The organism is Bacillus sp. 7705b (genome assembly GCF_002289525.1).
Lineage (GTDB): Bacteria > Bacillota > Bacilli > Bacillales > Bacillaceae > Bacillus > Bacillus halotolerans.
Map to the genome: position 1 here is coordinate 39160 of NZ_NSDH01000042.1, position 17842 is coordinate 57001.

Sequence of the window (17842 nt, forward strand, 5' to 3'; positions counted from 1 at the left end):
TTATATCTAACAACATAGGAGGTGGATAAGGTGAAGGAAGAAAGATTGATTACAAAGGCGAGAAAAGGAAATACTCGAGCCTTTGAAAAGCTTATGCTGGCACATCAGGAGACTCTATATAAAACAGCCTATCTCTATTTAAGAAATAAAGAAGATGCACTTGATGCTGTACAGGAAACGGCTTATAAAGCTTTTATAGGTATAGAAAAACTAAAAGAGCCAAAGTACTTTTTAACGTGGCTCACCCGAATTCTTATTAATTCAATTTTTGCAATGAAGAAAAAGAAGGGAGAATTGGTTCCGTTTGAAAGCCATCATGACACTGGCACGGACCAAAGGAATATTGAAGAATATATAGACTTGCGCAATGCGCTGGATACACTTGATGAACATGTTCAGTTAACAATTCAGCTCTATTATTTTCAAGATTATTCGATTTCAATGATAGCTGAACAAACAGGAATGGCAGAAGGCACAATTAAAACACATTTACATAGAGCAAGAAAATCACTAAAACAGGAGCTGGAAAAGGAGGATAAAAAAATATGGAAAAACACCAAGTAAAGCAGTTGTATGATGACATAGAAGTGCCAAAGAAAGCACTCAAAAAAGCAATACATCAAGCTGTCGTTCGTGCTGAAAATGAAAGTAACACAAAGCGCCGTTTTAAATGGGGACGAACCATTACAAATGGAATGGCTGTTGCTGCTGTGGTAGGTATACTGTATTTAACGTCCGGTCTTTTTCTGCCTTCTGTAAACAAAGCGATGGGAAGCATACCCATTGTCGGCCAAATTTATAAGGAGTTTCAAGATAAAGTTGGCCTATCATTGTTTAAAAGCAATTTGGTCACAAATCTGAATGAAAAAGCGGAGTCGCGAGGCATTACTATATCTGTGAACAGTTCATACTACGATGCCGGACAGCTTGTCTATAACTTTACTGTTGATAACCTCCAGTCTGATGAAAAAGAGCTCAGCTATAATGTGAGCAAAGCGAGTTTTAACGATAATTTTTCAATCGACTTTGATTCCTTAATGCTCAAAAAATTAAATAATAAACAATACGCTGGTCAATTAAGGCTTTATACAAAAGGAGCCGAAATAAAAAATGGGGATACCACGCCTTTTGTGATTACTCATATCAATGAAATACAGGGGAATTGGAGTTTCAAACTGCCTATTACCAAAAAGAATGCGAGTTATTTAGAAAGCTCAAAAGTGGTATCAGTGCATCACAATCGTTATCAATTTTCCAATATTCAAGTAGAGAACGGAAAGCTCGGTTCTGTCCTTCAATTTACAATAGATTATCAAGGCATAGCAAAGCATGATACGGTTGAAATTAACGAAGTCAAAGATGATTTAGGAAACACATATGAGATGACATCGTCAAACATCGAACTTGGAGACCGCAAAAAAGTAAACGAGAGAACGGTAAGAGCAAAAGGACAAACACTGCTAGAATCACCAATCAATTCAAAAGCGAAAAAGCTAACATTAATAGCAAACATTAAATCTGAGGCAGAGGTCAGTGAAATCGTCCCGCTAAATGCAGAGATGCCATTTCATTTTTCAGAAACAAACCATCAAAACATAGGGATTGAAATCAATAACATTAACCAAAAAGGGAGGAAAGTAATGGTTCATTACCGCTTCACTGGAATTGATACCTCAAGCATGAATGAAAATGATTTAGTGAATATAGGTGAAACGATTGGCCTTGGTGATACGAAAAAAATGCAATCTTGGCCTGATCCAGTGGGTGATTATGAAGAAGGTTATTATTTGAAAACAAATAGAGCTAAAGTGAAAAATATGAACACAGCCGAAATGGTATCTACTTTTGAACTGGATGATGATTATAATGATAAGCTGTCTTTAAAGCATTTTGAGTTTAGTGAGTACGGTCTGTATATTGATAACGGCGTTTTAAATCACCTGATTCAACTAAAGCCATTCTCGTTTACTGTACCAGTGCATCAAGTGAGTCAGCCTGCCGAAAAAAAATAATCAAAAGTTGAAAAGCCGTATGTAGTCATGCATACGGTTTTTATCTTTGTTGCCCATTAGTCAATAGACGAATAAACCAATTTTTTTAATAAGTAATGTTCGTTATTTATATTGTCATTTCAAATTGAAGTTGGTACAATAGACTCAGAAATCAAATAAGATGAATTCGTATAATCGCGGGGATATGGCTCGCAAGTTTCTACCAAGCTACCGTAAATGGCTTGACTACGTAAACATTTCTTTCGTTTGATATAAATAAAACAGGTTTATTTATTCAAACTGAAATCCGTCTGTAGTCAAGCGTCCCAAAATGTATTGGGGCGTTTTTTATTTGGCGATTTCAGGGCAGGATAAATAGCAAAGAGTGAAGGGAGTCATATAGCTTGAAAAAGTTTTTTCAGTTTGATGAGCTGGGTACCAGCTATCGCAACGAAATCATCGGCGGATTAACGACCTTTTTATCCATGGCGTATATCCTGTTCGTCAATCCGATTACGCTTGCTTTGGAAAGTGTAAAAGATTTTCCGGAAGCATTGAGAATAGATCAAGGCGCGGTCTTTACGGCGACAGCTTTGGCGTCTGCAGCAGGCTGTATCTTAATGGGATTGATTGCGAGATATCCGATTGCCATTGCGCCCGGTATGGGGCTGAACGCGTTTTTTGCGTTTTCTGTCGTTCTCGGTATGGGGATTTCCTGGCAGGCCGCTTTGTCTGGTGTTTTCATTTCAGGACTGATCTTTGTTGCTCTTTCTTTAACAGGTTTTCGTGAAAAAATCATTAACGCTATTCCGCCTGAGCTGAAATTGGCAGTCGGAGCGGGGATTGGCCTATTTATTACATTTGTCGGCTTGCAGGGCTCAGGAATCATTGCATCGAATCCTTCAACCCTTGTCACAATCGGAAACATTCACAGCGGTCCTGTGCTGTTAACGATTTTCGGTGTCATCGTAACGGTTATTTTGATGGTGCTTCGCGTAAACGCTGGCGTGTTTATCGGGATGCTGTTAACGGCGATTGCCGGGATGATTTTCGGTTTGGTTCCGGTTCCGTCTCAAATCGTCGGAAGTGTGCCGAGCCTTGAATCGACCTTTGGACAAGCTTGGATTCACTTGCCGGATATTTTCTCTGTGCAAATGCTGATCGTCATTTTAACATTCTTGTTTGTCGGATTTTTTGATACGGCTGGTACACTGGTTGCTGTGGCAACACAGGCTGGTTTAATGAAGGAAAACAAATTGCCGCGTGCGGGCCGTGCGCTTTTAGCTGACTCAACTTCCATCGTTATCGGCTCCGTGCTTGGGACGTCTACGACAACGTCTTATGTGGAATCAAGCTCGGGTGTTGCTGCGGGCGCTCGTTCCGGATTTGCGGCAATTGTAACTGGGTTTCTCTTTTTACTCGCTATGTTTTTCTCGCCGCTTCTATCAGTCGTTACGTCAAATGTAACAGCTCCGGCACTGATCATTGTCGGTGCACTAATGGTAGCGCCGCTTGGCAAAATCGCTTGGGATAAGTTCGAAGTGGCGGTTCCCGCTTTCCTTACAATGATCATGATGCCGTTAACGTACAGCATTGCGACCGGGATTGCCATCGGATTTATTTTCTATCCGATTACAATGGTGTGCAAAGGAAAAGCCAAAGAGGTTCATCCGATCATGTACGGACTGTTTGTTGTATTTATTCTTTACTTTATTTTCTTGAAATAATGAATGAAAACCAGCTGCGATGTTGCGGCTGGTTTTTTATTTTGTTGCGAAAGGCAAAACCATTTCATATCATATACCGTCATGTAGATGTGCCGCCATTGTTTACTTAAATGGAAATGACTTGACTGTTCAGGAAGGCTTCGGTACCTTATATAAGTGTTTTATTTTCTTACTGAATGGTATTCCGCCGTATATTTTTGATAGGAGTTGCTAACATGACGGAAGAAAGAAAAGAAACGTTTGAAGAAGAAGTTAACCAGAATGAAGGAATAGATGAAGAGCCGCTTTCGCGGATGTCCAGAAAAGCCAGCCGCCAAAGCAAGCAAAAGCAGAAACAAAAGCAGAAACAACATAAGGAACGCGTAGAATCGTCTGTGAAAGAAAAGCTATCCTCTGTTTGGGCAGCCATTAACAGATATTGCGGCTTTGCTTTTTCAATATTAAAGTCTCCGGCGAAAACTGTTGTGGCAGATGGTTTCTCTCATTATAAATATGGTCTTATTTCAATGCTCATATTCAGTATCGTTTTTTCAATCGGAAACTGGTTTCAGTTAAAGGCGAGCTGGAACAGGCCGCTTGGTTTTGGAGAGCGCCATCACGCGTTTTATGACGGATTTTTTGTTGTTCTTGTGTATATGCTCGTCTTTTTTGCTGTTATGGTCTTCTCGATATGGGCCGTGTCTCGGTATATGATGAAGCAAAAGGTATCATTCAAGGAAGCTGCGGCTGGTTTTGGCTCATTGCTTGTTCCGGTGATCGCCGTTTCAATCATTTGGATGATATTTGCGATTGTGAATGTACCGATGCTGACTGTCCTTTTTACAGTGTTAATGCTGTTTTCGATCTTCTTTGTGATGGCGTTGTATGTACAGCGTCTGTATCAGGCGGCAAGCGAGGCACCAATTGACTATATCTATTGTGTGTTTGCTGTTTTAGCCGTTGCGCTGCTGTTTGCGGCAGTGACTTGGCCGTTTATTTCTGAATATTTTACGGCATCGCTTATCCCGCTTTAATGTAAAAAAACCGGCTGAAAAGGCCGGTTTTTTTGATGTCACAGTTTTTACAAATATATCTAAAAAACACAGTTGAATTGTAGGATTAATCCGTGTATGATGAGGAAAATGCGGTGGAGGATGATGGACATGGCCCATTTACTTCGTCAGGCGATTTATCAAAAGAAGGAATTTTTAAAAACCAAATTAATGCTCTCAGAATTTTATCGCGGAAGAGGGGAACAGCTCGCTGATTATACGCTGAGTGAACTTGAGAAAGAATATGAGTCCCTTCGGAAAATGAAAAAAGAGATGTGACAATAGATAAAGAAAAATGAGTCTGCTGAAAAGCAGGCTTTTTTGTTTGGATTTTGAAAAGGACAGAAAGAGGGTAAACTATTGCTGAGTGATGAAGAGAGTGTGTCGAAAAATTTTGCCTGCGATGACGGCCATAGCTGATTGTAAAGGGTTCATTTCTCTAGTAGAATATGAATGCTTTACGTAAGTTGAATGAGTAAGGAGGTTTTATAAAATGATGCAAACCTTATTATCAAACGGATTAGCAATGGTTCTCATTATTCTGATTATCAATGTTGTTTATGTATCATTTTTTACGATAAGAATGATTTTAACACTGAAAGGCCAGCGGTATTTAGCGGCCGGAATCAGCACCATTGAAATTCTGGTTTATGTGACAGGGCTGAGCCTTGTGCTTGATAACTTAGACCAGATTCAAAACGTGATTGCGTACGCACTCGGCTATGGACTGGGCGTTATTGTCGGCATGAAAATCGAAGAAAAACTGGCGCTTGGCTATATTATGGTCAATGTGATTACAAAAGAGCTTGACCTCGATCTTCCTAGGCAGCTTCGTGAAAAAGGCTACGGCGTAACGAATTGGGTGGCCGGCGGGCTTGAAGGCGACCGCACGGCCCTGCAGATTTTGACGCCGAGAAGATATGAGCTGCAGCTGTATGATACGATTAAAACGCTTGATTCGAAAGCTTTTATTATTGCGTATGAACCAAAAACGATCCACGGCGGCTTCTGGGTCAAAGCGGTGAAGAAGAGGAGAATTAAAGAATAATGGCAAAGCCGAAGAAGAAAAAGTTTGAAGTGACAGAACAGCAAACGATAGAAGCAGTGCTTCAGCAAATGAAAGAAGAAGGATATATGCCTGTACGTCGAATGGAAGAACCGATTTTCAAGGAAAAGATGGAAAATGGGTCAATTCAGATCGTTCCGTGCGGAAAAAAAATCGTATTTGAAGGGAAATTGATCTAAAACACGAACATTAGCAGAATGAATTTTTATATCGTTCGATAATGTCGTTGACATTATTCATGTCCGTTGTTAAGATAAACATGAAATCAAAACACGACCTCATATAATCTTGGGAATATGGCCCATAAGTTTCTACCCGGCAACCGTAAATTGCCGGACTATGCAGGAAAGTGATCGATAAAACTGACATGGATATATCGCAGAAGCGAACGACTGCCGATACATGCACCATGCCCGGTTTGTATTGCTTCCTCATAAGACAATACAAAGCCGGGTATTTTTTATTTTCTGAAAACTAAAGCATTAGAAGGTGGGAACAGAATGCAGCCGCTAGTAGGAATCATCATGGGAAGCACTTCCGATTGGGAGACAATGAAAAACGCATGCGACATACTTGAAGAACTTGAAGTGCCGTACGAAAAGAAGGTGGTTTCCGCTCACCGGACGCCTGATTTCATGTTTGAGTACGCTGAAACAGCCAGAGAAAGAGGCATCAAGGTTATTATCGCCGGTGCTGGAGGAGCGGCGCACCTGCCGGGGATGACAGCTGCTAAAACGACGCTGCCGGTCATCGGTGTTCCGGTTCAATCCAAGGCGCTGAACGGACTCGATTCACTTCTTTCCATCGTGCAAATGCCTGGAGGCGTGCCGGTTGCCACAACAGCCATCGGAAAAGCGGGCGCTGTGAACGCAGGTCTGTTAGCGGCGCAAATTTTGTCAGCTTTTGACGAGGATCTGGCCAGAAAGTTAGATGAAAGAAGAGAAAATACAAAACAAACAGTGTTAGAAAGCAGTGATCAGCTTGTCTAATCAAATCATCTATCCGGGAGCCGTCATCGGCATTATCGGCGGCGGACAGCTTGGAAAAATGATGGCTGTCTCCGCAAAACAAATGGGGTATAAAGTCGCGGTCGTCGATCCGGTAAAAGACTCGCCGTGCGGGCAGGTGGCGGATATTGAAATCACCGCTTCATACAACGACCGCGAAGCGATTCGGAAATTGGCTGAGATCAGTGATATTATCACGTATGAGTTTGAAAACATTGATTATGATGCGCTGCATTGGCTGAAAGGTCATGCGTATCTCCCGCAAGGAAGTGAGCTGCTGCTCATTACCCAAAACCGTGAAGCAGAGAAAAAAGCGATTCAATCCGCGGGCTGTGAAGTTGCACCTTACCGCATCGTCAAAACAATGGATGAGCTGAAAGAGGCGGTTCAGTCGCTGGGGCTTCCCGCAGTGCTGAAAACATGCCGCGGCGGATATGACGGCAAAGGCCAATTTGTCATCAAGGAAACGTCACAAATAGAAGAGGCTTCAGCTCTTTTAGAGCACGGAACCTGCATTCTCGAAAGCTGGGTTTCTTTTAAAATGGAACTGTCCGTGATTGTTGTCAGATCGGTAAACGGAGAGATTTCGACGTTCCCGGCCGCAGAAAACATTCACCACAATAATATTCTGTTCCAAAGCATCGTGCCTGCACGGGTTGAAGAAAGGATTCAGGAAAAGGCTGATGAGCTGGCCGTTAAGCTCGCAGATGAGCTGAACCTTGTCGGACCGCTTGCTGTTGAAATGTTCCTGACAGAGGGCGATGAGCTTTTGGTTAATGAACTGGCGCCAAGACCGCACAATTCAGGACATTACACGCTGGATCTTTGCGTAACAAGCCAGTTTGAACAGCATATCAAAGCGGTCTGCGGCCTTCCGCTTGGAAAAACGGAGCTGCTGAAGCCTGGCATGATGGTGAATCTTCTCGGCGATGAAGTGAAGATCCCAGAGGAAGAGCCAGAGCTTTTAAAAGAAGCAAAGCTTTATGTATACGGAAAACATGAAATCAAAAAAGGCCGCAAAATGGGGCATATTACTTTTATGAAGCAGCCTGAAGACGAATGGATTCAGGAGATCACAAATAAATGGAGAAATAGAGACGGAGGACAAGCAGAATGATCGAACGTTATTCAAGACCTGAAATGTCCGCGATTTGGACGGATGAAAACAGATTTCAAGCATGGTTAGAGGTTGAAATTCTTGCCTGTGAAGCGTGGGCGGAGCTTGGCGTTATTCCAAAAGAAGACGTGAAGCTGATGCGCGAAAACGCATCATTTGACATCAACCGCATATTAGAAATCGAACAGGACACGCGCCATGACGTAGTTGCTTTTACGCGCGCTGTATCCGAATCACTGGGCGAAGAAAGAAAATGGGTGCATTACGGCTTAACGTCAACTGACGTCGTAGATACCGCTCTTTCTTACTTATTAAAACAGGCAAATGACATTCTGCTCAAGGACCTTGAGAGATTTGTTGACATTATAAAAGAAAAAGCGAAAGAACATAAATACACCGTCATGATGGGCCGTACACACGGCGTACACGCAGAGCCTACAACATTTGGTTTAAAACTGGCGCTTTGGCACGAAGAAATGAAACGCAACCTGGAACGCTTTAAACAAGCGAAGGAAGGCATCGAGGTTGGTAAGATTTCCGGTGCTGTCGGCACATATGCGAACATTGAGCCGTTTGTAGAGCAGTATGTTTGTGAGAAACTTGGCCTGAAAGCCGCACCGATTTCAACACAAACGCTTCAGCGTGACCGCCATGCTGATTATATGGCGACACTTGCTTTGATTGCGACAAGCATTGAGAAATTCGCGGTTGAAATTCGCGGACTGCAAAAGAGTGAAACACGCGAGGTCGAGGAATTTTTTGCGAAAGGGCAAAAAGGTTCATCAGCTATGCCGCATAAACGGAATCCGATCGGTTCTGAAAACATGACAGGTATAGCGCGTGTCATTCGCGGCTACATGATGACAGCTTACGAAAATGTTCCGTTATGGCATGAGCGCGATATTTCTCATTCTTCAGCGGAACGGATTATTCTTCCGGATGCGACAATCGCACTGAATTACATGCTGAACCGCTTCTCCAACATCGTGAAGAACTTAACGGTCTTCCCGGAAAACATGAAGCGCAACATGGACCGCACATTGGGTCTGATCTACTCTCAGCGCGTGCTGCTGGCATTGATTGACACAGGCCTGACTCGTGAAGAAGCTTATGACACAGTGCAGCCGAAAGCAATGGAGGCATGGGAAAAGCAAGTACCGTTCCGTGAGCTTGTGGAAGCGGAAGAGAAAATCACTTCCCGTCTTTCTCCGGAAAAAATTGCTGACTGCTTTGATTATCATTACCATCTGAAAAATGTAGATCTGATCTTTGAACGTTTAGGTTTAGCATAGAAGAAGCTTTTAGGCGGCTTCTTCCCTGCCGCCTTAGTTTGAAAATTCCCAACATTCGGGTTAGGAGGCCTTCCGTGAATATTGTGAAGAATGAACTTTTATATGAAGGAAAAGCGAAAAAGATTTACAAAACCGACGACGAAAACACGCTGTATGTGGTGTATAAAGATTCTGCAACTGCCTTTAACGGAGAAAAAAAGGCGGAAATCAGCGGCAAAGGGCGCTTAAACAATGAGATCTCAAGCCTGATTTTCAAACACCTTCACGAAAAAGGGGTTAACAACCACTTTATCGAGCGCATTTCGGAAACAGAGCAGCTCATTAAAAAGGTAACGATTGTGCCGCTGGAAGTCGTTGTCAGAAATGTTGTGGCAGGAAGCATGTCCAAACGTCTCGGCATTCCAGAAGGCACGAAGCTTGAACAGCCGATTATCGAGTTTTACTACAAGGATGACGCGCTGGGTGATCCGCTCATCACAGAAGATCATATTTGGCTGCTGAAAGCGGCGACTCCTGAACAGGTAGAAACCATTAAGTCCATTACAAAAACAGTAAATGAAGAGCTTCAAAGCATTTTTGACGATTGTCACGTCAGATTAATAGATTTCAAGCTTGAATTCGGTTTAGATGCAGACGGGAAAGTGCTTTTGGCGGATGAAATTTCACCTGACACATGCCGCTTGTGGGATAAAGACACGAACGAAAAGCTGGACAAAGATTTATTCAGACGCAATCTGGGAAGCTTAACCGACGCATACGAAGAGATTTTCAATAGACTGGGAGGCATTCATCATGTATAAAGTAAAAGTTTATGTCAGCTTAAAAGAAAGTGTACTGGATCCACAAGGGAGCGCTGTCCAGCATGCCTTGCACAGTATGTCTTACAAGGAAGTTGCCGACGTGCGCATCGGGAAATACATGGAGCTAACAATCGAAAAGTCTGACCGTGATCTTGACGTGCTAGTCAAAGAAATGTGCGAAAAACTTCTTGCGAATACAGTGATTGAAGATTACAGATATGAGGTCGAGGAGGTAGTCGCACAGTGAAATTTGCGGTGATTGTGTTACCTGGCTCTAACTGTGATATCGATATGTTTCACGCTGTAAAGGATGAACTCGGTCATGATGTGGAATACGTCTGGCACGAGGAAACAAGCCTTGACGGCTTTGACGGGGTGTTAATCCCGGGAGGTTTTTCTTACGGAGATTACTTGAGATGCGGCGCCATCGCCCGTTTTGCGAATATAATGCCAGCTGTAAAACAGGCAGCGGCTGAAGGAAAACCTGTTCTCGGCGTCTGCAACGGATTTCAGATTTTACAGGAGCTTGGCCTTCTGCCAGGTGCAATGAGACGCAACAAAGACTTGAAGTTCATTTGCCGTCCGGTTGAATTAATCGTGCAGAACGACGAAACATTATTCACCTCTTCCTATGAAAAGGGCCAAGCAATTACGATTCCGGTTGCCCACGGTGAAGGGAATTTCTACTGTGATGACGAAACGCTTGCTTCATTAAAAGAAAACAATCAAATTGCTTTCACATACGGTTCCGATATTAACGGAAGTGTCAGCGATATTGCCGGTGTTGTAAATGAAAAAGGAAATGTATTAGGCATGATGCCTCATCCGGAGCGCGCGGTCGATGAACTGCTTGGAAGCGCCGACGGTCTTAAATTGTTTCAGTCTATCGTGAAAAATTGGAGGGAAACTCATGTCACTACTGCTTGAACCAAGTAAAGAACAAATTAAAGAAGAGAAAATCTATCAGCAAATGGGTGTCAGTGATGATGAGTTTGCATTGATTGAATCCATTCTTGGCAGATTGCCGAACTACACAGAAATCGGAATTTTTTCTGTCATGTGGTCAGAGCATTGCAGCTACAAGAACTCAAAGCCGATTTTGCGTAAATTCCCGACGAGCGGCGAACGCGTGCTGCAAGGTCCGGGTGAAGGCGCCGGAATCGTTGATATCGGTGACAACCAAGCGGTTGTGTTCAAAATTGAATCGCATAACCATCCATCAGCCATCGAACCGTACCAAGGCGCTGCGACTGGCGTAGGCGGCATAATCCGTGATGTCTTTTCTATGGGTGCGCGTCCTATCGCTGTATTAAACTCTCTTCGATTTGGTGAACTGACTTCACCGCGCGTGAAGTACTTGTTTGAAGAAGTAGTAGCAGGTATCGCCGGATACGGGAACTGCATCGGTATCCCGACAGTCGGCGGCGAAGTGCAATTTGACAGCAGTTATGAAGGGAATCCGCTTGTCAACGCAATGTGCGTCGGATTAATCAATCATGAAGACATCAAAAAAGGCCAGGCAAAGGGTGTCGGCAACACGGTCATGTACGTCGGCGCTAAAACAGGGCGTGACGGAATTCACGGCGCTACGTTTGCATCTGAAGAAATGTCTGATGCTTCTGAAGAAAAGCGCTCCGCGGTTCAAGTCGGCGATCCGTTTATGGAGAAGCTTTTGCTTGAAGCATGTCTGGAAGTCATTCAATGTGACGCCCTAGTCGGCATTCAGGACATGGGAGCTGCCGGTCTGACCAGCTCAAGCGCGGAAATGGCAAGTAAAGCGGGTTCAGGCATTGAAATGAACCTTGACTTGATTCCGCAGCGTGAAACAGGCATGACTGCTTATGAAATGATGCTTTCTGAATCACAGGAACGGATGCTGCTTGTTATCGAGCGCGGACGTGAGCAGGAAATCATCGATATTTTTGACAAGTATGACCTTGAAGCGGTTTCTGTCGGACGTGTAACAGATGATAAACTGCTGCGCCTGACACATAAAGGTGAGGTTGTATGCGAGCTCCCTGTTGATGCCTTGGCAGAAGAGGCGCCGGTTTATCACAAGCCTTCTCAAGAGCCTGCTTACTACCGTGAATTTTTAGAGACGGATGTCCCGGCTCCTCAAATTGACGATGCGAATGAAACACTGAAGGCGCTCCTGCAGCAGCCGACGATCGCAAGCAAAGAGTGGGTTTACGACCAGTATGACTACATGGTGCGGACGAATACAGTTGTGGCTCCTGGGTCTGATGCGGGTGTTCTCAGAATCCGCGGAACGAAAAAGGCGCTGGCGATGACAACTGACTGTAACGCCCGTTATCTCTACCTTGATCCAGAGGTCGGCGGAAAAATCGCTGTCGCTGAAGCGGCGCGCAACATCGTTTGCTCAGGTGCAGAACCGCTTGCGGTTACAGATAACCTGAACTTTGGAAACCCGGAGAAACCGGAAATCTTCTGGCAGATTGAAAAAGCGGCTGACGGCATCAGTGAGGCGTGCAACGTTCTCAGCACACCTGTGATCGGCGGAAACGTATCGCTTTACAACGAATCAAACGGCACGGCGATCTACCCGACACCTGTGATCGGCATGGTCGGTTTAATTGAAGATACAGCACACATCACAACGCAGTATTTCAAACAAGCGGGCGACCTCGTGTACGTCATCGGCGAAACAAAACCTGAGTTTGCCGGAAGCGAGCTGCAAAAAATGACAGAAGGCCGCATTTACGGCAAAGCGCCGCAAATCGATCTAGATGTAGAACAGGCACGCCAAAAGGCACTGCTTGACGCGATTAAACAAGGCTTTGTTCAATCAGCGCACGATGTATCTGAAGGCGGCTTAGGCGTAGCGATTGCTGAAAGTGTCATGACGACGGAAAACCTTGGCGCTAACGTGACTGTTGAAGGGGAAGCAGCGTTATTATTCTCTGAATCTCAATCCCGCTTCGTCGTTTCTGTGAAAAAAGAACATCAAGCAGCGTTTGAAGCAGCTGTACAAGATGCAGTTCATATCGGTGAGGTAACAGCTGACGGACTTCTGAGCGTTCAAAACCAAGACGGACAACAATTGATTCATGCGCAGACAAAAGAGCTTGAACGCGCGTGGAAAGGAGCTATCCCATGCTTGCTGAAATCAAAGGCTTAAATGAAGAATGCGGCGTTTTTGGGATTTGGGGGCATGAAGAAGCCCCGCAAATCACGTATTACGGCCTTCACAGCCTCCAGCACAGAGGACAGGAGGGCGCGGGCATTGTGGCGACTGACGGTGAAAAGCTGACGGCGCATAAAGGTCAAGGGCTGATCACTGAAGTATTTCAAAACGGTGAGCTCAGCAAAGTAAAGGGGAAAGGCGCAATCGGACACGTTCGGTACGCAACGGCTGGCGGCGGCGGATATGAAAATGTTCAGCCGCTCCTCTTCCGCTCTCAAAACAACGGCAGCCTGGCGCTTGCCCATAACGGAAACTTGGTGAATGCCACTCAGCTGAAGCAGCAGCTTGAAAATCAAGGGAGCATCTTTCAGACTTCTTCGGATACAGAGGTTTTGGCTCACCTGATCAAAAGAAGCGGCCACTTCACGCTGAAGGATCAGATTAAAAACTCGCTTTCTATGCTGAAAGGCGCCTACGCGTTCCTGATCATGACTGAAACAGAAATGATCGTAGCGCTTGACCCGAACGGGCTTAGACCGCTGTCAATCGGCATGATGGGAGACGCTTATGTCGTCGCTTCAGAAACATGCGCATTTGATGTCGTCGGTGCGACGTACCTTCGCGAGGTGGAGCCGGGAGAAATGCTGATTATCAATGATGATGGCATGAAATCAGAGCGCTTCTCCATGAATATCAACCGTTCTATTTGCAGCATGGAGTACATTTATTTCTCAAGACCTGACAGCAATATTGACGGCATTAACGTGCACAGTGCGCGTAAAAGCCTTGGAAAAATGCTCGCTCAGGAATCAGCGGTTGAAGCTGATGTCGTGACAGGGGTTCCGGATTCCAGTATTTCAGCGGCTATCGGCTACGCGGAAGCAACGGGCATCCCGTACGAGCTTGGATTAATCAAAAACCGTTATGTGGGCAGAACGTTTATTCAGCCGTCTCAGGCTCTTCGTGAGCAGGGCGTCAGAATGAAGCTTTCTGCGGTGCGCGGTGTTGTAGAAGGGAAACGCGTCGTTATGGTGGATGACTCCATCGTGCGCGGAACAACAAGCCGCCGGATCGTAACAATGCTCAGAGAAGCGGGTGCGACAGAAGTGCATGTGAAAATCAGTTCGCCGCCGATCGCTCATCCGTGCTTTTACGGCATTGATACGTCCACACATGAAGAGCTGATCGCGTCTTCTCACTCGGTTGAAGAAATCCGTCAGGAAATCGGAGCCGACACTCTCTCATTTTTGAGTGTCGAAGGGCTGCTGAAAGGAATCGGCAGAAAATACGAAGACTCGAATTGCGGGCAATGTCTTGCTTGCTTTACAGGGAAATATCCGACTGAAATTTATCAGGACACTGTGCTTCCTCATGTAAAAGAAGCGGTGTTAACCAAATAAAACTTGAAAATGACATAAAGGCAGCGCAGTTTGGCTGCCTTTCTCTTTCTGCCCTTGTTCGGAGAGATATTTTGAAAAGCGCCTTAAAGGAGTGAATAGGATGTCTGAAGCATATAAAAACGCAGGAGTTGACATCGAAGCCGGATATGAAGCTGTAAAACGGATGAAAAAACATGTGGAGCGCACGAAAAGGCTTGGCGTTATGGGCAGCCTTGGCGGCTTTGGCGGCATGTTTGATCTGTCGGAGCTTTCTTATCAGAAACCCGTTTTAATTTCGGGAACAGACGGTGTCGGCACAAAATTAAAGCTGGCTTTTTCCATGAATAAACATGACACGATCGGTGTAGACGCTGTTGCAATGTGTGTCAATGACGTGCTTGCGCAAGGTGCGGAGCCGCTCTTTTTTCTCGACTATTTAGCGGTCGGCAAAGCGGACCCTGTGAAAATCGAGCAGATCGTACAAGGCGTTGCGGATGGCTGTGAGCAATCAGGTTCAGCCTTGGTCGGCGGAGAAACCGCTGAAATGCCTGGATTATATACAGCTGATGAATACGATATTGCAGGTTTCTCAGTTGGTGTAGCGGAAAAGGATGAAATCGTGACCGGCGAAAACATCAAGGAAGGCCACCTTTTAATCGGACTAAGCTCCAGCGGTCTTCACAGCAACGGATTTTCCCTTGTGAGAAAGGTGCTTCTGGACGATGCAGAGCTTGATCTCGACGAGACGTATGAGCCGTTTGAACGCCCGCTCGGCGAAGAACTGCTTGAGCCGACAAGAATTTACGTGAAGCCTGTGCTTGCGGCTGTGAAAAGCGGACTCATTGATGGTATGGCGCATGTAACAGGCGGCGGATTTATTGAAAATCTTCCGCGTATGCTTCCTGAAGGCTTAAGTGCGGAAATCGATCACGGCTCTTGGCCGATCCCGCCGATCTTCTCTTTCTTGCAGGAGCATGGCAAGCTGAAAGAAGGAGACATGTTTAACGTCTTTAATATGGGCATCGGATTTGTTCTCGCAGTAAAAGAAGAACATCTCACCGAAGTCATCGGAACGCTTGAAAGCCAAGGCGAAAAAGCCTATTTGATCGGGCGAGTAAAACATGGTGAAGGCGTTACATTCGGCGGTGCTGCACTTTCATGAAAAAGTTTGCGGTATTTGCATCCGGAAACGGCTCAAACTTTGAAGCCATCGTCACGCGTTTGAAAGAGGAGAACTGGGATGCAGCCGTTTCGCTCCTCGTTTGCGATAAGCCGCAGGCGAAAGTCATCGAGCGGGCGGAAAGATTCCAGATTCCATCCTTTGCATTTGAGCCGAAGTCTTATGAAAACAAGGCCGCATTTGAACGGGCCATTATTGAACAGCTTCATCTTCATGAAGCAGAATTGATCGTTCTCGCCGGGTATATGAGACTGATCGGTGATACGCTGCTTCAGGCATACGGAGGAAAAATCATCAACATCCATCCTTCCCTTCTTCCCGCTTTCCCTGGAATAGACGCAGTCGGACAGGCATACCGGGCGGGTGTGAAGGTTGCCGGGATTACCGTTCATTATGTCGATGAAGGAATGGATACAGGGCCGATCATCGCTCAAAAGGCAATTGAAATTACCGAAGAAGATACATTAGAAACCATTGAACATCACATTCACAAGCTTGAGCACAAATGGTATCCGAGTGTGATTAAAGAGCTATTAGGATTAAATAACAGAGGTGAAAAGGCATGACCATTAAACGCGCACTAATCAGTGTTTCAGATAAAACAAATCTTGTTCCTTTCGTAAAAGAACTGACAGAGCTTGGCGTTGAAGTGATTTCAACCGGCGGCACAAAAAAGCTTCTTCAAGAAAACGGTGTTGATGTCATCGGAATTTCTGAAGTGACAGGTTTTCCGGAAATTATGGACGGGCGCTTAAAAACGCTTCATCCGAATATTCACGGCGGTCTTCTCGCAGTTCGCGGCAATGAAGAGCATATGGCGCAGATCAATGAACACGGCATTGCGCCAATTGACCTGGTTGTCGTCAACCTCTATCCATTTAAAGAAACGATTTCTAAAGAGAATGTGACGTACGAAGAGGCTATTGAAAACATTGATATCGGCGGACCTGGCATGCTGCGTGCGGCATCGAAAAACCATCAGGATGTGACGGTTATCGTTGACCCAGCGGATTACAGCCCTGTTCTGAATCAAATCAAAGAAGAAGGCGATGTTTCGCTTCAGAAAAAACGCGAGCTGGCGGCAAAAGTATTCCGCCACACTGCGGCATATGACGCGCTGATCGCTGACTATCTGACAAATGTTGTCGGTGAAAAAGAACCAGAGCAATTCACCGTTACGTTTGAGAAAAAACAATCGCTTCGCTATGGGGAAAATCCTCATCAAGAAGCAACATTCTACCAAAGCGCGCTTCCTGTCAAAGGATCTATTGCGCAAGCAGAACAGCTGCACGGCAAAGAGCTTTCTTACAACAACATTAAAGATGCGGACGCAGCTGTTCAAATTGTTCGTGAATTCACTGAGCCTGCAGCGGTTGCTGTGAAGCATATGAATCCGTGCGGCGTGGGAACTGGCGAAACGATCGCAGAAGCGTTTGACAGAGCGTTCGAAGCAGATAAAACATCGATTTTCGGCGGCATTATCGCGTTGAACCGTGAAGTGGACAAGCCAACAGCCGAAGCGCTTCATCATATTTTCTTAGAAATCATCATTGCGCCTTCATTCAGCCAGGAAGCGCTTGATATCCTGACAGCGAAGAAAAATCTCCGTCTGCTGACACTTGATGTGACAGCTGCCGTCCAAAAAGAAAAACAGCTGACATCTGTACAAGGCGGATTGCTGATTCAAGATTTAGATATGCACGGCTTTAATGATGCTGAGATCAGCATTCCGACAAAAAGAGAGCCGAACGAGCAAGAGTGGGAAGATTTGAAGCTTGCTTGGAAAGTCGTGAAACATGTGAAATCCAATGCGATCGTTCTCGCAAAAGATAACATGACAGTAGGTGTAGGAGCCGGACAAATGAACCGCGTCGGATCAGCGAAAATCGCAATCGAGCAGGCAGGAGAAAAAGCGAAAGGCAGCGCACTCGGATCAGATGCATATTTCCCAATGCCTGATACAGTCGAAGAAGCGGCAAAAGCGGGCGTTACAGCTATCATCCAGCCAGGTGGATCTATCCGTGACGAGGATTCCATTAAAAAAGCGGACGAGTACGGCATTGCCATGGTATTCACCGGCATCAGACACTTCAAACATTAAGGGGAT

At 45.1% G+C, this 17842-nt stretch carries 18 protein-coding genes and 2 riboswitches; all 18 genes read left to right on the forward strand.

Annotation, left to right across the window (positions count from 1 at the left end; genetic code table 11):
* Positions 1–30: 30 nt before the first annotated feature.
* Positions 31–564: a sigma-70 family RNA polymerase sigma factor gene (locus CJU60_RS16415; protein WP_010787821.1), complete on the forward strand. Its 534-nt coding sequence runs from the start codon at positions 31–33 to the stop codon at positions 562–564.
* Positions 546–2012 (forward strand): DUF4179 domain-containing protein, encoded by a 1467-nt coding sequence (locus CJU60_RS16420; protein ID WP_095714328.1) that lies wholly within the window; start codon positions 546–548, stop codon positions 2010–2012. The genes CJU60_RS16415 and CJU60_RS16420 overlap by 19 nt, the downstream gene beginning before the upstream one ends.
* A gap of 146 nt (positions 2013–2158) precedes the next feature.
* Positions 2159–2260, forward strand: a riboswitch (purine riboswitch).
* A 135-nt stretch (positions 2261–2395) separates the two neighbouring features.
* On the forward strand, positions 2396–3718 hold the full coding sequence (gene pbuG / locus CJU60_RS16425) for a hypoxanthine/guanine permease PbuG (protein ID WP_024120435.1): 1323 nt from the start codon (positions 2396–2398) through the stop codon (positions 3716–3718).
* A gap of 215 nt (positions 3719–3933) precedes the next feature.
* On the forward strand, positions 3934–4731 hold the full coding sequence (locus tag CJU60_RS16435) for a hypothetical protein (protein WP_095714329.1): 798 nt from the start codon (positions 3934–3936) through the stop codon (positions 4729–4731).
* Between the two features lie 129 nt (positions 4732–4860).
* Entirely contained in the window at positions 4861–5028 is a 168-nt protein-coding gene (locus CJU60_RS16440; protein ID WP_010333239.1) for a Fur-regulated basic protein FbpA, read from the forward strand.
* 214 nt (positions 5029–5242) lie between these two features.
* Positions 5243–5797 carry a DUF2179 domain-containing protein gene (locus CJU60_RS16445; protein WP_024120437.1) on the forward strand — a complete coding sequence of 185 codons (555 nt, stop codon included), beginning with the start codon at positions 5243–5245 and terminating at the stop codon, positions 5795–5797.
* On the forward strand, positions 5797–5994 hold the full coding sequence (locus tag CJU60_RS16450) for an NETI motif-containing protein (protein ID WP_044152785.1): 198 nt from the start codon (positions 5797–5799) through the stop codon (positions 5992–5994). The genes CJU60_RS16445 and CJU60_RS16450 overlap by 1 nt, the downstream gene beginning before the upstream one ends.
* Positions 5995–6073: 79 nt before the next feature.
* Positions 6074–6175, forward strand: a riboswitch (purine riboswitch).
* A gap of 140 nt (positions 6176–6315) precedes the next feature.
* Positions 6316–6804 (forward strand): 5-(carboxyamino)imidazole ribonucleotide mutase, encoded by a 489-nt coding sequence (gene purE / locus CJU60_RS16455; protein ID WP_024120439.1) that lies wholly within the window; start codon positions 6316–6318, stop codon positions 6802–6804.
* A complete protein-coding gene (gene purK / locus CJU60_RS16460; protein ID WP_095714330.1) occupies positions 6797–7939 on the forward strand; it encodes a 5-(carboxyamino)imidazole ribonucleotide synthase in 1143 nt (380 codons plus the stop codon). Before purE ends, purK begins: the two co-directional genes overlap by 8 nt.
* Positions 7936–9231 (forward strand): adenylosuccinate lyase, encoded by a 1296-nt coding sequence (purB, locus tag CJU60_RS16465; RefSeq protein WP_095714331.1) that lies wholly within the window; start codon positions 7936–7938, stop codon positions 9229–9231. Before purK ends, purB begins: the two co-directional genes overlap by 4 nt.
* A gap of 74 nt (positions 9232–9305) precedes the next feature.
* Positions 9306–10031, forward strand: a complete 726-nt coding sequence (purC, locus tag CJU60_RS16470; RefSeq protein WP_095714332.1) for a phosphoribosylaminoimidazolesuccinocarboxamide synthase — start codon at positions 9306–9308, stop codon at positions 10029–10031.
* A complete protein-coding gene (gene purS, locus CJU60_RS16475) occupies positions 10024–10278 on the forward strand; it encodes a phosphoribosylformylglycinamidine synthase subunit PurS (protein ID WP_010333246.1) in 255 nt (84 codons plus the stop codon). The genes purC and purS overlap by 8 nt, the downstream gene beginning before the upstream one ends.
* A complete protein-coding gene (purQ, locus tag CJU60_RS16480) occupies positions 10275–10958 on the forward strand; it encodes a phosphoribosylformylglycinamidine synthase subunit PurQ (protein ID WP_024120443.1) in 684 nt (227 codons plus the stop codon). Before purS ends, purQ begins: the two co-directional genes overlap by 4 nt.
* Positions 10942–13170 (forward strand): phosphoribosylformylglycinamidine synthase subunit PurL, encoded by a 2229-nt coding sequence (gene purL / locus CJU60_RS16485; protein ID WP_095714333.1) that lies wholly within the window; start codon positions 10942–10944, stop codon positions 13168–13170. The genes purQ and purL overlap by 17 nt, the downstream gene beginning before the upstream one ends.
* Entirely contained in the window at positions 13146–14576 is a 1431-nt protein-coding gene (gene purF / locus CJU60_RS16490) for an amidophosphoribosyltransferase (RefSeq protein ID WP_024120445.1), read from the forward strand. The genes purL and purF overlap by 25 nt, the downstream gene beginning before the upstream one ends.
* 100 nt (positions 14577–14676) lie before the next feature.
* Positions 14677–15717, forward strand: coding sequence for a phosphoribosylformylglycinamidine cyclo-ligase (purM, locus tag CJU60_RS16495; protein WP_095714334.1), 1041 nt, complete (start codon positions 14677–14679; stop codon positions 15715–15717).
* Positions 15714–16301, forward strand: coding sequence for a phosphoribosylglycinamide formyltransferase (gene purN / locus CJU60_RS16500; protein WP_024120447.1), 588 nt, complete (start codon positions 15714–15716; stop codon positions 16299–16301). Before purM ends, purN begins: the two co-directional genes overlap by 4 nt.
* Entirely contained in the window at positions 16298–17836 is a 1539-nt protein-coding gene (gene purH / locus CJU60_RS16505) for a bifunctional phosphoribosylaminoimidazolecarboxamide formyltransferase/IMP cyclohydrolase (RefSeq protein ID WP_024120448.1), read from the forward strand. Before purN ends, purH begins: the two co-directional genes overlap by 4 nt.
* Positions 17837–17842 lie beyond the last annotated feature (6 nt).

Excerpts from the sequence above, each read along its gene's own strand:
- purE (WP_024120439.1), top strand. The coding sequence starts at position 6,316 with ATGCAGCCGCTAGTAGGAATCATCATGGGAAGCACTTCCGATTGGGAG.
- purL (WP_095714333.1), top strand. The coding sequence starts at position 10,942 with ATGTCACTACTGCTTGAACCAAGTAAAGAACAAATTAAAGAAGAGAAA.
- CJU60_RS16450 (WP_044152785.1), top strand. The coding sequence starts at position 5,797 with ATGGCAAAGCCGAAGAAGAAAAAGTTTGAAGTGACAGAACAGCAAACG.
- purS (WP_010333246.1), top strand. The coding sequence starts at position 10,024 with ATGTATAAAGTAAAAGTTTATGTCAGCTTAAAAGAAAGTGTACTGGAT.
- CJU60_RS16445 (WP_024120437.1), top strand. The coding sequence starts at position 5,243 with ATGATGCAAACCTTATTATCAAACGGATTAGCAATGGTTCTCATTATT.
- CJU60_RS16440 (WP_010333239.1), top strand. The coding sequence starts at position 4,861 with ATGGCCCATTTACTTCGTCAGGCGATTTATCAAAAGAAGGAATTTTTA.
- purB (WP_095714331.1), top strand. The coding sequence starts at position 7,936 with ATGATCGAACGTTATTCAAGACCTGAAATGTCCGCGATTTGGACGGAT.
- purF (WP_024120445.1), top strand. The coding sequence starts at position 13,146 with ATGCTTGCTGAAATCAAAGGCTTAAATGAAGAATGCGGCGTTTTTGGG.
- purN (WP_024120447.1), top strand. The coding sequence starts at position 15,714 with ATGAAAAAGTTTGCGGTATTTGCATCCGGAAACGGCTCAAACTTTGAA.
- purH (WP_024120448.1), top strand. The coding sequence starts at position 16,298 with ATGACCATTAAACGCGCACTAATCAGTGTTTCAGATAAAACAAATCTT.
- purM (WP_095714334.1), top strand. The coding sequence starts at position 14,677 with ATGTCTGAAGCATATAAAAACGCAGGAGTTGACATCGAAGCCGGATAT.
- CJU60_RS16420 (WP_095714328.1), top strand. The coding sequence starts at position 546 with ATGGAAAAACACCAAGTAAAGCAGTTGTATGATGACATAGAAGTGCCA.
- CJU60_RS16435 (WP_095714329.1), top strand. The coding sequence starts at position 3,934 with ATGACGGAAGAAAGAAAAGAAACGTTTGAAGAAGAAGTTAACCAGAAT.